Below are 14,800 nucleotides of genomic sequence, written 5' to 3' on the forward strand. Positions count from 1 at the left end.
GGGGATAATGCGACGGATTGGAGGCGCGATGTTGCTGCTCGGCACGCTGACAGGGCAAGCGGTTGCCGCCGACACGCGGCATGACGGCACCTGGACCGGCACCTATCATCCGGTGCAGGCGCTTGGAGCGAAGTGCAACACCAATACAACCAAACGCAGCATGGTTGTGAAGGATGGCGTGGCGACGATGCGCACCACCAGTGCCCGGAACGGGGCCGAGCGCATCTATACCGGCACCGTCAACGGTGACTTGCTGGATATGGTGTCGGACGATGAGCTGATCTATTCCGGCACCTTCACCGGGAATCACTACCGGGCCACAACCGGACGTGGGCTGTGCACCAATGGGATCGATCTGGATCGCGTGCAATGATGCGCGACGGGCGCGACCGATCAGGCAAGCACCAGGGAGGGTGCCTCGTTTACTAGCCGCCTTTATTCACCAGGGTGGCGAGCGGTCTGGTCGCCGCGTTGAGATGATCAACGTTGGGCTGTATGGGCGCGCGTCGTCGGCCGCCGCGCTGACGGCGGCGTGACGGTGTCGGAGTTGGTGGTGGAGGGGATTGGGTGACGGCTGGGGCACGCTGCCCCGGTGCTCAGCAGATGAGCCGGGGCATGCGGCCGAGGGCGAGGTGGATGATCGCCTGATCAGGCGCGCTGGTCGGCAGGTGCACCTTGATCTGCGTCTTCATCTCCACGATACGCGCGGCGGTCTTCACCAAGCGCAGCCGCAAGGTGTCGAATTGCACCGTGCGCCAGCGGGAGCGTTTCGGCATCAGCGAGCGCAGGCTCCACAGCAGCCAGTACGCCCCGGCGTGCAGGAACAGGCGGAACTGGTTGGCCGTCGCCTTGGTGCAGGAGGTCCGGTCTGCGGCAAGGTGGGATTTCCAGGCTTTTATATGATTTTCCGCCTGTCCCCTCGCGCAATACAGGCCGGCATACAGCCAGCGACCCGTGCCGTGGCGTAGGTTGGTGACGATGAAGCGGCTGTCGGTGCCCTGGTCTCCTGCCTCGACGCGCGCGACGATGCGGCGGACCCGGCTCCAGGTGCTGGCCCCGTCATAGAATTCCTTGAAGCGGCGCACCTTGTCGGCTCCGGGCATGGCCTGGAAGCGCGCCGCGGTGCTGGCCTCCAGCGTGGTGACGTGACGGCGCAGTGTGCTGCTGGTCGGCAGACCGAGCACGTAGTCGAGCCCCTCCGCCTCGCACCAGTCCAGCACCTCCGGGCAGGCGTAATGGCCGTCGGCGCGCAGCAGGATCTCGGTCTTGGGCCAGTTTGCCCGAATGGCGCGGAGCAGGCGACGCAGGAAGGTCCGGATCTCCGTCCCCTTGGGCCGCTTGGCTGGGCGCAGCACAGCGGTGACAAAGCGGCCGTTGCCGTCGAAGACAACGATGGGCTGGAAGCCGTACTCGTCATAATGGGCGTTGAACAGGCGCAACTGCTGACCGCCATGCACCGTGTCGAAGGTGTCGTCTACATCCAGCACGATGCGCTTGGGCACCTGGCGAAAGGACGCGCAGTAGAGATCGACCATGGCTCGGCCCATGCGCAGCAGTGCGCGGGTATCCGGCAGGTTCTCCAGGCGCGAGATGGTGGCTTGCGAGCAAAGGTCACGCTCGGACGGCAGGCGTTCCAGGGCCATCTTGAACAGCGGGTCGGAGCGTAGGCTGCCGGCGTCGTTGCCGTCCTCGTAGCCCGCCGCGATGGCCAGCAGGCGAAAGCCGATGATGTCGGCCAGCGAATGCACGGTGCGCGTTGGATCGCGCGGGTCCTCAATACAGGCGGCCAGCCGATCGGCAATCCGCAGCCGCTTCGCCACCTCCCGCAGCACCAGCAGCCCGCCATCGGAGGACAGGCGGCCGCCATCAAAGCGCCCGATCACCGGCTTTCCAGCAACGGGTGACAGGCCGGGCAGCGGCAGGGTATGATCAACCATGGCGGGTGGGCGCTCCGGAAACGGCAGGAGTTGGCGTCAGCACCCAAATCCTACGGCCGCTCAACGGATGCCGCTACACCCGCCAACCCTCATGAATTTTCCCGGCTAGGAATGAGGGTAGGTGTCCGCACAGCGATCCTGCGCAAAACTCTGTTCAGCGCAACATCACACCGGGTGGCCGGAGTTAAGGCACCCCCTGTCCATCCCATCCGTCCGTGCGCCTCAATTCGCCACAGGGTCCGAGTCAGCATGTCGCCTGCGTGATGCCTGTCACCCTCGTGTGGTCGCTGTGCATCACCCCCTGTGATCCCCAGGGGAATCGGTTAAGAATAACACCTGACTGCAAATTAACATTCATGCTGTTATCTTGCATTCTGATGTTATCCACGGATCCTACAATGGACCCCCTTCTCCAAGCCTTCGGACGATACGTCGGCCGCATGGCCGGTTCCGAGCCATCCATCGATCCACGACCCACCGCAGGCCTGCCCATGTTCTTACGCCAGCGTTTCGGACTCTATGTCGTACGCTTCGGACAGAACGAAAGCACCGGCCTCGTACTGCGCGACCCCGACGACTTCTCCCCGGCCGCCTTCGAGAAGCAGGTACGCCAGTGCCCAGCGTCCGTTCAAGACAGCTACGTTCTGATTGCCGAACAACTGCCGGGATATGTGCGGAACCGCTTGGTTGAGCGCCGCATCCCCTTTGTTGTGCCAGATGTTCAACTCCATTGGCCAGACCTTGGTATCGCTGCGCGCACACGGGGCGGGCGCAAGTCTTCCTCTGTCGGCGAACACCTGAGTCCGGCGACGCAAGCCGCGGTGATGGCGGCCCTTGCCCGTCGTGTCCAAGATGGCCTCGCCGCTCGGGACATGGCCAAGTTCCTCGGGTACACGCAAATGACCATGACCAGGGTCTTCGACGAACTCGAAGGCGTCGGCTTGGCCAAGACGGCGCGGCACGGCCATGAGCGACGCCTGCACTTCAGCTGCCAGGGGCAACAACTGTGGCATGCGGCACATCCGAGACTGCGCAACCCGGTGCGCAAGACATTGCGCTTCCATGCCGAGGACATTTCAACTGCGGATCTCTTTCTTGCTGGCGAAAGCGCCCTGGCGAAGATGAGTATGCTTGTTGCCCCGGCGCAACCTGTCTATGCCGTCGGCCCGAAGGGATGGTCAATGATCCGCACCACCGCTCCCGAGGTGATCCCGGTAGAGGAGACCGGCACCTGTCTGCTGCAGATTTGGGCATACAACCCCGCTATCGCCGGCCGCGAGGGGCAAGTTGATCCCTTTTCGCTTGCCCTCAATCTTGCAGGGATCGAGGACGAGCGTGTCGCCATGGCTTTGGAAGAAATGATGGAGAAGATTCTATGGTGAAAGGACTTGACCGCTTCGCCGGCCAATTCAAGGTGCGCATCGGTAGGGAGTGAGGGCTTTTTTGGAAATTTTCATGATCAATTAATAGTTAAATACGTTACGCGAAATGGACAGAATAGGCAAGATTTTTCGGGAAATGTAGCGTTCTATATGAGAGGAAGTGCATCGTAGACACAGTTTCTTCTTTGAATACCTGCTTGTGTTCGATTGACTTTCTCCCTGATCTTTGCATCCTCGACCATAGCCTCCCTCGCATCACGCTGTGCACGCACCAGAGGGCGTCGTTGGGCCGTTGCACCGCATGCGGGACGTTTGCCCGGCGAGTCCATGGCTCCTGCTGGCGCAGCCTCGGCAACCTCGCAAGATTTGGCTGTCCAGCCGTCCCGCTGGTTCGGGGCTGCCGTTTACGTTGTATGCACCGGACTGACCCTGGCGCACCTTTGACGAGCCGCTGGCGGGCATCGCGCAACGATGGGCTCACTCATATCCAGATCATCACGCTTTTTGAGATGCCCGATTGATCGGCGATGATATTGGTGACCGTGGGCCAACATCCAGTGCGCACGCTTCCACCTTGACGGATCCAAGCACGTCGCTGAATCAGCTCTTTGCTGGGTTTTAGATCAATATACACCTTTCACAGATCTCCAAAGACAATCCAGCCCAGATAAGGTAGTTGATGACCGCCGTTTACTACTTATTAGTGATGTAGGTGCCCTATCGCTCGTAGTGGGTTGAATCTTCTGACGATGCACTTGCCAATGACTCCCGACCAATCAAACACCGCGCTGACAATCCTCGACTATTGGCAGGCCATCGAGGCGCTGTCTCCAGGAGCGCCGCCAAAGAATGACCGCAAGGATCATGTCTGGACGGCGGGCGACGAGACGACGCTGCCCTGGCATGAGCGGATGCGCGCCACCTACGTCGAAACCCGTGAGCGCCGCTGGCGTTTTTTGGTCCATATCGGTCTGTTCGAGATGGAGGGGGTGGTCCTTGAACTGCGGGATCGGCTGGGCGTGGACGATGACGAGGAGCGGCCGCGCGGTGGCGAGGCGGCGTTGGTTTGTCTGTGCGTCACCGCCGATGGCCACCCCTTCGGTGCTCCTGCTGTGTCGGCGGTGCCCTGGGCGATGAATGAAATCGCTGCCGCCCGTGGTGAATTGCGCTTCGGCGATTTTGGCGTGGTCGAGGAGCGAGTGGTCACGCGCATCACCGATTATCTTGCTGAACGTGAAATCCTGGTGCCGGAGGAGGGGAACGATGCTTTCAGCGATGCTCAGCCGCTGACGCTGGCCGATTGCGATGCCATCGCCGCGATTGTTGCCAAGGAAACCGGCTGGACACCACGGGCTGGTCTCACGGCGCGGGCCCGCTTCAAGGGTGTGGAACTGAAGTCTCGCAAGGATGGGCGTTTCGGGGAGATCGAACCCGATCTGCTCAACAGCTTTTTCCTGCGCGATCTGGGGCGGGTGTCCGACGCCATCCGACGCGGTGACTATGGTCCCGGCTTGGTCCGCTACCTGTTCGGCCACAGCGGTGGGCGCACCGATGTGGTGCGCGACGCCGGCTTTGCCGAACGGCTGCTGCACCCGTCCAATCTGCCGTCGGGCTGCTGGCCGACGCCCGGTGGGCATCCTTTGGTGATGGCTCAGCAGACGGCGGTGAATGCCGCCTTGGAAACGCTGAAAGATGGCCGTGGCGTGTTTTCCGTCAATGGCCCGCCAGGAACCGGCAAGACGACGCTGCTGCGGGACCTGATCGTTGGAGTGATCGTCGAGCGCGCGATGGTGCTCGCCCAATTCACCCAGCCCAACGACGCCTTCGATGAGAAACGGGCCATCCGGCACAGCGATTATCATGTTTGGGAGATCGACGAGCGGCTGCGTGGCTTCGAAATGGTCGTCGCCTCATCCAACAACAGCGCTGTGGAGAACGTCACCCGCGAGGTCCCAGCCCTGAAGGCGATCGATCCACGTTGGCTGGACCAGGCAGACCATTTCCGAGCCGCCGCCGACACGCTGTTCGCGCCTGATGGAAATCCGGGCAAGGCCGGCACCTGCTGGGGCATGATGGCGGCGGTGCTGGGGAACAAGGAAAAACGCTCGACCTTCGTCAACCGATTCTGGTTCGGCCGTTTTGACCGGGTGAAGGTTCCGCCCACCCTGTTCAAGAACGCCTTCCAAGAAGGGGCGCCGTCGTGGCATGAGGCACGCGCCGCTTTCCGCCAAGCCATCGCTCGTTTCGAGGATCGGCGTGACGCCCTGGCTGCGCTGTCCGACGCCTTGACCGAGCATGACGAGGCCCTGTCGGCGCTGTCGGCGGCGGAGGATGCGGTGCGGCGGGACGAGGCTTCGGAACAGCAACGCACTCTCGAGGCGGCTGCGGCACGGGAGGATTTGGCAAAGCTATCCGCCTGGGGAGAGATCCTCGACCGCTGCCAGGAGGCATCAGCGCGTGAGCGCAGCTGTCGTGATGCGTTGAACCGCCTGGACAACCTCATGGCGGTGTCACGTCAGAGTGAAGTGCTCCTGGTGACAGACCTTGCCGAGGCCGAAGCGGCGATCGCCGCCTGCGAAGCCCGTCTCGCCGTGGAGCGCGAGGTTTACGAGCGCCTGGACCGGGAGCGGCCATCTTTCTTCAGCACTCTGTTCGGCACGAAGCATCAGCGCGATTGGCAAGCGCGTCGACGTGAGGCGGGCGACATCGTCACCCGACTGCAGCGGGAGCGGGTGGAGGCCGATCTTCGCCGATCAAAGGCGCACACCGCGCTGGAGGTCTTGGAGCGGGAGCGGGCGGCGGCTCCGGCGGATCGGGACAAGCTGTTGATGGATCGGGACACCGCGCGGCGGACATTGGCCGAATTGTTGAGGTCAGACGCGGGCTTGACCGAACCGGCGCTTTTGCAGGAGGTCGGCGATTGGCAGGGTGTCGGCGATGCGCTGCATACTCTGGCATCGACCGCCACCGCCACAAGCCGGACGGTGAAGGAGGAGGCCCGGCGTCGGATGGTGGCGGTGGAGGAGGCACGCCGACAGCTCGCTGCTTCTCAAGCCTTGTGGGAGAGCCAGCGGACCGCGTCCGCGGCGCTCGCGGACCGGCTCGACGCACTGGGCGGCGGTTTCGCCGGCACCCTGATCGACGTTTCGTGGCGGGCGCTTTCGGAAGAAGAGCGGCAGAAGACTTCCCCTTGGATGGATCGTGAATTGCACGATCTGCGTGTCGCTTGCTTCTTGCGGGCGCTCGACCTGCACCGTGCCTTCCTGGCCGGCGCCTCGAAGAAGGTGTGGACCAACCTCAACCGGTTCATGGATCTGCTGACCGGTAAGATTGCCGGAGATGCTGTTGAGGGTGGCCCGGCGTCGCTGTGGGCGACCTTTGGGTTGGCGGTGCCGTTGGTGTCAACGACCTTTGCCTCCTTTGACCGACTGTTCGACGGTATGGGGAGGGAAAGCATCGGCTGGTTGTTCGTGGATGAGGCCGGGCAGGCGACGCCCCAGGCAGCGACCGGCGCGGTATGGCGAGCGCGGCGAGCGGTGATCATCGGCGACCCCCTGCAACTGGAACCGGTCGTCACGCTGCCGATGCAGGCGGTCGAGGCGATCCGGCGCCGTTGCGCACTGGCCGACCGCTGGCATCCGGTTCGGGCCTCGGCCCAGGTTCTGGCCGACCGGGCCAATCCGCTGGGCACCGCCTTGCCGCAGGAAGACGGCGACCCATTGTGGGTGGGCAGCCCTTTGCGCGTGCATCGCCGTTGTCTGGATCCGATGTTCTCGGTGGCGAACCGCATCGCCTATGACGGGCTGATGGTGCAGGGCCGCGTCGGCACGCCCGATCCGGGCGGACTGTTCGGGGAGAGCCGCTGGATCGATATTCCGGCGGAAGGAGCGGAAGGGCATCTGATTCCCATCCAGCGTGACCTCGCATGCGCGCTGGTCACCGCCGCGTGGCACGAGGCGAAGCGTGTGGACCGCCGACCCGGCCTTTATGTGATCTCGCCTTTCCGCAAAGTGGCCCAGGGGTTGCGTGAGAGGCTGGAGCGGGACGGGTGGGATCCCAACTGGATCAAGGAAGCCGTCGGCACCGTCCACACCTTTCAGGGTAAGGAGGCCGAGTTGGTGCTGCTGGTGCTGGGCGGAAATCCCGCCAAGCCGGGTGGCATGGACTGGGCGGCGCTGACGCCGAATCTGCTGAACGTCGCCCTGACCCGTGCCCGTGACCGTATCCTCGTGATCGGGGACCGTGACCGGTGGAAGACGCGCCGGTACTTCGATGCCCTGGCCAACGGCCTTCCCGTTGTGGATGAAGCGTCCATCCGCGCGGAAACCAATGGAATTCGGTTCGTCACCTCACAGGAAGAGGAGTTTGCCGAAGGTTAGATGGTGGGTTCGGACGCCTCTTTGGGCGCTACCATCTTCCAAGGTGGAGATTGTGGATATGAGACAACCCAAGATCTATGATGCGTCTCTCTTCCGCCAACGGGCCTTCCGACATGTCCCTCTGCCAGCCGCCGATACCTTCCCGAATTCCGCGGCAATGGCGATTGGTGGCGTGTCGGTCGGTGCTGACAGCTCTGGTCCTGCTGAACACGACTGCGATGAACACCGTTTTGGCAAAGCCGGTCAGCGCGGAGGTTCGACAGGCGCAGGAAGCGCTTCGGGGCAAAGGCTTTGATGTCGGTTCGTCGGATGGACAGCCGGGAGAGCGGACACAACGTGCCGTTCGCGCCTTTCAGCGCGGCCAAGGCTTGACCCCAACAGGTACGCTGGATGCCGAGACCCTGCGCCGGTTGGGGATCGGAGACTCGGCACCGGCATCCCAGCCGGCACCTGGGCCTGTGCCGGAACCGTCTCCAGCGACGCCAGCTCCATCGGTCGTCGCTCCAGCTTGGAAGCCGCCGTCCGACATCTTGCCTTCGGCAGAAGTCGACCCTACCGCACTGCATTCCGTTTCCGAACCGCCGCTGTCCGGTCCGAGCGATACGTCAAAACCCGGCGCCTCTTGGCCGGTCGCGGCATGGCCGCTGCTGGCGTTGATCGGAGGCATAGCGTTGTTGGTGGCTCGGCGGCGCGCCAAACGTTCACGGGCGCTTCCAATTCCACCGCAGTTCGCGCCGGTTACTGAGGTCATGAACCCGGATGGGCAGAGGCCGGTAACGTCAACGATGCCGTTGCCGAGGGTGGCGCTTTCCAGCGCCGCCGATGAGAACGCTCGTGTCGCTCTCTTGAAGGTTGTCCAACCGGTTGTGGAGACGACAGCGTTGATATCGGTTGACAATGCGTGTGGCAGTTCGGGGGCTCCAGAACCGGACCCCGAAGGGCAGGCTGCTGTGCTTGAAGCGTTCAGACTTCGATCTGACGATGCTCCTTCTCCATCGCCTGGTGAGCTTAACCGCCGTCGTGTGGCTGAAATTCTCGCGCGCAAAGCGGCACTGTCTCCGTTACCTCTGCCATCCCCACCACCACCACCATCGCCCGGTGAACTGAACCGCCACCGTTTGGTTGAAATCCTCGCCCAAAAGGCAGCGCTGTCTCCGCCTCCTCCGCCATTGCCACCGCCACCGCCATCGCCCGGTGAACTGAACCGTCGCCGTGTGGCTGAGATCCTGGCTCAAAAGGCAGCGCTGTCTCCGTTGCCTCCGTCAACGCCGTCACCTCCTCCCTCGTCGTCGCCGTTACCGCTGGCGAAACCTCCATCCTTGTTCGGCAAGCTGGCTGACACCATCGACTGGGGCAATCTTGGCCTTGGGCGGTCTCAAGCCGCCTCACCCCCACCGCCGCCTCCCGCCGTTCCGGATGTCGGGGGGTGGGTGTCGGCGGGGCAATCGGTGACGGTGGCCGGCATCACGATCAATGATGGGATGCTCTATGTCGGCCGACGCCTGCCCCGGTTGGACGGCGCGGGAACCGAGAATTGTCTGATCGACCCCTCGCTGCCGGTGCGTTCAGGAACGACGCAATGGCGAATCGGCTATTTTCCGTCCTACGCGGGGCTCGACCCGGTCTACCGTCACGCCTACCTGCGCTGGCTCGCCGAAGGGCGCTCGGAGCGGGGCGTGGATATGGGCCTTGTCTTTTTGTATTTTTACGGGCTTGAGCGACGTTTGATCGGTGACCGTAGCCAGGACGATGCCCCTGCGATCATCGCCGAAGTGGAACGCCTGCGCCGGGTCTATGGCGCCAACGCCTCGTTCATGCGTTACTCCGGCCAGTTTCTGATCATGGCGCGGCTGATGCTCCACGGTGTTCCAAGCGAGCCGCCGGACCTTCAAGACCGCAATTGGGAAATACCGCTCGACCTCAAGATTGGCTTGGGTCATCGCGTCGCGACGGGGGAAGCGATAAAGGGCGACTGGATGCTGGCGTGGCTGCATTGCGACCCCGATCTGGTTTGGCGCACCCCGGCGATGCGCGCGCCGGACCAGTTCCGCGTCTTGTTCCTGCGCCGTTTCGCCGAACGTTTCCCCAATGGCATCACAGTCAAACCACCGCAACGCAAGCTGCGTCCCACCTATCAGGCGTGCAGCGGAACTTTCCGCGCGTCGGTGTCCATCGAGAGCGCCGGGGCGGAATTGCCCGACGTGGCGGCGCTCAGCGCCCCTCTTACCAAGGCGCGGCCTTTGGCGGAATCCTGCATGGATGCTCTGGACGCCTACAGCCGCTTTCTCGGCCGCAGTCCGGATCGGCGCGACAGCCTGGAGGCTTTCGCGTTGCTGCCGGTCGAACTGCGCGAGACTCCGCCTCCGGCGGTCGAAGCGTTGCGCGGGTGGCTCGACGGGCTTGCCGCTGACCGTCCGGCGCTGGTTCCCTGGCCCGAAGTGTTGCGGCGGGTGAACGGCGCTGCTCCCGACAAGCCGGTCAAGCGCGACATGCAAGGGGTGGCGGCCTCGTTGGCGGTTCTGGGCTATGGGATGGAGCCAGACCCGGCATTTGGCGGGCGGTTGCCACGTCAGGATGAACCCCTCGCCCTGTTCCGGAACGACGGGGCCGGCGGGCTATCGGTTGGGGTGCCGGATGGACCTCCGTCCGACACCTACCGCAACGCGCTGCTGCGGTTGACGCTGGCGGTGATGGTCGCTGGGGTGGACGGCAGCATCGCTGATGAGGAGCGGGTGCTCCTCGCCGCGCACATCGCCGACGCGCCCGACCTGTCCGAGGGGGAGCAGCGTCGTCTTGCCGCCCATGTCCACTGGCTGGAGGCCTGCCCGCCCGATCGCAGCGCGCTGAAAGCCCGTGCCGCAGCCTTACCGGTCGAGGCGCGGGACAATGTCGGCCGGCTCGCCATTGCCATGGCCGCCGCCGATGGGCGAGTGGATGCCGAGGAAATCAAGCTCCTCCAGAAGCTTTACAAATTCTTGGGCCTCGATCCCGCCACGCTGTTTTCCGATCTGCACGCTCTCGGGGCGGAAGACCGGCCAGGCACCGATTTTGCCAACGACCCCGCTCACGCCATGCCTGACCCGTCCGGTGGGCTGAGCCTGGATCCCGAACGCATCCGCCGCATCCAGGCGGACACCGCTCGCGTGTCCAGCGTGCTGGGGTCGGTGTTCGTCGACGAGGTCGTGGTGCCGGAGGCCACGCTGCCCGCCGCTGCCGCCGAAGGCACCGGAGACGCGGACGATGACGATCCGTTCGACGGATTGGATTCCCAGCACCGTACCCTGTTGCGCGAACTCTGCGCCGCCGAACGTTGGACTCGCGACGATTACAAGGCGCTCGCCCGTTCGCTCGACCTGATGCCGGACGGCGCGATCGAAACCATCAACGAATGGGCCTTCGACCGCTTCGACGAGGCCGTCCTCGACGATGACGATCCGATCACCGTCACCTTGTCCCTTCTGCAACCGCCCATGCCGGAGCCCGCTGCGCATGTCTGAGTCGACCGCCAAGATCAAGCCCAAAGACCGCGATGCCATTCTTCAGGCGCTGCGCGCCGGCGTCGTGCCGCGCCTGGGCCTGCAACACGTCCAGGTCGGCCGTATCCGCGAGGTCGAGGAGATGATCCGCGATGTCGAGCGGATCGCCCAGGGCGGTGCCTCCATCCGCTTCATCATCGGCGAATATGGGGCGGGCAAGACCTTCTTCCTCAACCTCGCCCGGTTGATCGGGCTGGAAAAGAAGCTGGTGGTGGTCGGCGCCGACCTCGCGCCCGACCGCCGTCTGCACGCCAGCGGTGGGCAGGCGCGTAACCTCTACGCCGAACTGCTGCGTAATCTGGCAACGCGTACCAAACCGGAGGGTGGGGCGCTCGCCAGCGTGGTGGAACGCTTCATCGGTGACGCCCATAAGACGGCCAAGGCGTCGGGCCGGGAGGTCGAGGAGGTGGTTCACCAGCGCCTTGCCCCATTGGAGGATTTGGTTTCCGGGTTCGACTTCACCACCGTCCTGACCCGCTATTGGCAGGCGTCGGAAGAGGGCAACGATGCGGGCAAGGCCGCGGCCCTGCGCTGGCTGCGCGCTGAATACTCTACCCGGACGGAAGCCCGCCAAGCGTTGGGCGTGCGCGACATCATCGACGATGCCAGCTTCTACGATTACCTGAAGCTGTTGGCGAAGTTCGTGGTGATCGCCGGCTACGACGGGTTGCTGGTGGTGCTGGATGAGATGGTCAACCTCTACAAGCTGACCAGCGTCCAGGCCCGTTCGGCCAATTACGAACAGATCCTGCGGATCCTGAACGATGCGCTGCAAGGCTCGGCGGCCAACATCGGCTTTCTGTTCGGTGGCACGCCGGAATTCCTGATGGACCCGCGGCGTGGCCTTTACAGCTACCCGGCGCTGCAATCGCGTCTGGCCGAGAACAGCTTCGCGCAAGGCGGGCTGGTCGATCTGTCCGGTCCAGTGATCCGCTTGCAGAACCTGACGCCGGAGGATTTGTACGTCCTTCTGCGCAATCTGCGGAATGTCCATGCCGGCGGAGACCCAGCCCGCAACGCGGTCCCGGACGAAGCGTTGGGCGCCTTCATGGAGCATTGCGGCAAGCGGATCGGAGACGCCTATTTCCGGACGCCGCGCAATTCGGTGACCGCCTTCATCAATTTGTTGGCGGTGCTGGAGCAGAACCCCGGCACGCCGTGGCAAACGCTGCTGGGTGGCATCGCAGTGTCCAGCGAAACCGCCACCAGTGAGGGAATTGTGACCGAGGCTGATGGCGATGACGAGCTTGCTTCCTTCACCCTCTGACCCGTTCGACCAGCTTCACCCCGGCATCCGGCGTTGGGTGTGGCGACAGGGATGGGGCGATTTGCGTCCGGTCCAGCGTGCCGCGATACCGCCCATCGTCGCCGGTGGGCGGGACGTCATCGTTGCGGCGCAAACGGCGGGTGGCAAGACCGAGGCGGCATTCCTGCCGCTGATTTCGCGCGTTATCGACGAACCGGGCGGCGGATTCCGTCTGCTCTATGTCAGTCCGCTGAAGGCACTGATCAACGACCAGTTTCGCCGGCTCGATGCGTTATGCGAGGCGCTGGAGGTGCCGGTGTACCGCTGGCATGGCGATGTCTCCGCCAGCCAGAAGCAGAGGGCACGTCAGCGTCCGGCCGGCGTGCTGCTGATGACGCCGGAATCGCTGGAGGCCACCTTCGTCCGGCGCGGGTTGGAGATTCCCCGCCTGTTCGGTGCGCTCGATGCCGTGGTGATCGATGAACTGCATGCCTTCATTGGGGCCGAGCGTGGGCGGCAACTGCAGTCGTTGCTGCATCGGCTTGAAGTGTCGATCGACCGCCGGATCACCCGCATCGGCCTGTCGGCAACGCTGGGAAACATGGAACTGGCCGCCGGCTTCCTGCGTCCCGGCGAAGCGGAGCGGGTGGCGCTGGTGGAGGATGCGGCATCGGACCAGAGCCTGCGTCTGCAATTGCGGGGCTTTACGCGGACGACCCAAGCGGCCCCGGCTCAACCGCCCGCCGTTGAAGCGGACGCAGAGGTTGAGGAGGATGCGGACGAGGCGGTGCAACGCGCCATGGCCGAGCATCTGTACAAGACCCTACGCGGTGACCGCCACTTGGTGTTTGCCGGACGGCGTGGCACGGTAGAGGAGTTGTCGGACCTGCTGCGCCGGATCTCCGAGCGCGACCATGTCCCCAACGAGTTCTTTCCGCATCACGCCAACCTGTCGCGCGACCACCGTGCCTTCGTTGAAGAGCGCTTGCGCGAAGGGCCACTGCCGACCACGGCGGTCTGCACGGCGACGCTGGAACTCGGCATCGACATCGGTGACATCGCCAGTGTGGTGCAGATCGGTCCGCCCTGGTCGGTGGCCAGCTTGCGTCAGCGGATGGGCCGCTCCGGCCGCCGCGCCGGCCATCCCGCCACGTTGCGGCTTCTCGTGGCGGAGCAGGAACTGCGCGCCGGCATGCCACCGCCGGACACGCTGCGTTTCGATCTGACGCAGGGGGTCGCCATGGTGTCGCTGCTGCTGCGCCATTGGGTGGAACCGCCCCGTCCGGCATCCGTCGATCTTTCGACCCTGACGCATCAGACCCTGGCCCTGATCGCCGAGCGTGGCGGCGTTCCCGCCAAGTTCGCTTGGGAAACCCTGTGTCGCAACGGTCCCTTCGGACTGGTTCCGCCGACGCTCTATGCGGAGCTGCTCCGTGCCATGGGACGTCCGGAGGTGGGGCTGATCGAACAGGCGGCGGACGGCACGCTGTTGCTTGGCCAAGCGGGGGAACGGCTGGTCGATCACTACGACTTCTACAGCGTCTTCCAGACCAGTACGGAATACCGCGTCGTCCATGGCGGCACAACGCTCGGCACCTTGCCGGTGGTGACGCCGCTGGCCGCCGGGATGACCATCATCTTCTCCGGCCGGCGCTGGACGGTCATGGCGGTGGTGGATCGGGAAAAGCTGATCGAAGTGACGCCGTCTTCTGCCGGACGTCCCCCGTCCTTTGGTGGTGGCGGCGGTGATCTTCATGACACTGTGGTCGAAACGATGCAGGCGGTCTACGCCGCGGTCGAGGTGCCGGCCTTTCTGGACGGTACGGCAAAGGCTCTACTGGCCGAGGCTCGGATGGCCTATACCCGCTACGGCTTGGCCGGCAGCGGGGTGATCGACGACGAGGGGCATGTCTGGCTGTTCCCCTGGGTGGGAACTGTGAAGCTCGGCACGCTGGCCCTGGCCCTGCGCGCCCGCGGTATCGATGCCAACATGCGAGGTGTCGCACTGGAGATCATCGGCACGACCAAGGACGCTGTCGTTATGGCGCTGGACGCCATCGCGTCTGCCCCAATGCCCAACTCCCTGGCTCTCGCGGCAACCGTCGCGAACAGGAGCATCGGCAAATACGACACCTTTCTGACTGACGACCTGCTGTTGCATTCCTTCGCCAGTCAGAGATTGGAACCGGCGGCATTGCCTGGAATCGCGCGCCGATTGATGAAGGCCGCGCCATTATGAACGCTGACTGACGCGCCGTCATGTCGATGAATGAGCGCGCCGCCGATCGGCTGAAGGCCTGGATCGCGGAGGCGGCGGTCG

7 protein-coding genes and 1 pseudogene are annotated in these 14,800 nt (G+C 64.2%); 7 read left to right on the forward strand and 1 reads right to left on the reverse strand.

Translation table 11 applies throughout. The features are described 5' to 3' along the window. Window positions 1-28: 28 nt before the first annotated feature. Entirely contained in the window at window positions 29-373 is a 345-nt protein-coding gene (locus tag AZL_RS30205; protein ID WP_042446505.1) for a hypothetical protein, read from the forward strand. Between the two features lie 223 nt (window positions 374-596). Here the strand turns inward: AZL_RS30205 and AZL_RS30210 are convergent, their stop codons facing one another. Continuing rightward, a complete protein-coding gene (locus AZL_RS30210; RefSeq protein WP_012973088.1) occupies window positions 597-1,937 on the reverse strand; it encodes an IS1380-like element ISAzs3 family transposase in 1,341 nt (446 codons plus the stop codon). A gap of 440 nt (window positions 1,938-2,377) precedes the next feature. Between AZL_RS30210 and AZL_RS33910 the strand changes: the two genes are divergently transcribed. From AZL_RS33910 to AZL_RS30235, 6 genes and pseudogenes are all read left to right on the forward strand, one after another. Then, complete coding sequence (locus AZL_RS33910) at window positions 2,378-3,319, forward strand: MarR family winged helix-turn-helix transcriptional regulator (RefSeq protein WP_148219763.1); 942 nt, start codon at window positions 2,378-2,380, stop codon at window positions 3,317-3,319. A 761-nt stretch (window positions 3,320-4,080) separates the two neighbouring features. After that, on the forward strand, window positions 4,081-7,698 hold the full coding sequence (locus AZL_RS33730; protein ID WP_052293816.1) for a DEAD/DEAH box helicase: 3,618 nt from the start codon (window positions 4,081-4,083) through the stop codon (window positions 7,696-7,698). Between the two features lie 218 nt (window positions 7,699-7,916). Beyond that, a pseudogene (locus AZL_RS37740) lies at window positions 7,917-8,099 on the forward strand (peptidoglycan-binding protein); the annotation flags it as partial. A gap of 918 nt (window positions 8,100-9,017) precedes the next feature. Next, window positions 9,018-11,195 carry a TerB N-terminal domain-containing protein gene (locus tag AZL_RS35000; RefSeq protein WP_247894565.1) on the forward strand — a complete coding sequence of 726 codons (2,178 nt, stop codon included), beginning with the start codon at window positions 9,018-9,020 and terminating at the stop codon, window positions 11,193-11,195. After that, entirely contained in the window at window positions 11,188-12,501 is a 1,314-nt protein-coding gene (locus AZL_RS30230; RefSeq protein ID WP_012978173.1) for an ATP-binding protein, read from the forward strand. Before AZL_RS35000 ends, AZL_RS30230 begins: the two co-directional genes overlap by 8 nt. Beyond that, the gene (locus tag AZL_RS30235) at window positions 12,473-14,719 is read left to right on the forward strand and encodes a DEAD/DEAH box helicase (protein ID WP_148219764.1); all 2,247 of its coding nucleotides are present in this window, start codon (window positions 12,473-12,475) and stop codon (window positions 14,717-14,719) included. The genes AZL_RS30230 and AZL_RS30235 overlap by 29 nt, the downstream gene beginning before the upstream one ends. The last annotated feature ends 81 nt before the right edge of the window (window positions 14,720-14,800 follow it).

Source organism: Azospirillum sp. B510, from assembly GCF_000010725.1.
In the GTDB taxonomy this organism is placed as follows: Bacteria; Pseudomonadota; Alphaproteobacteria; order Azospirillales; family Azospirillaceae; genus Azospirillum; species Azospirillum lipoferum_B.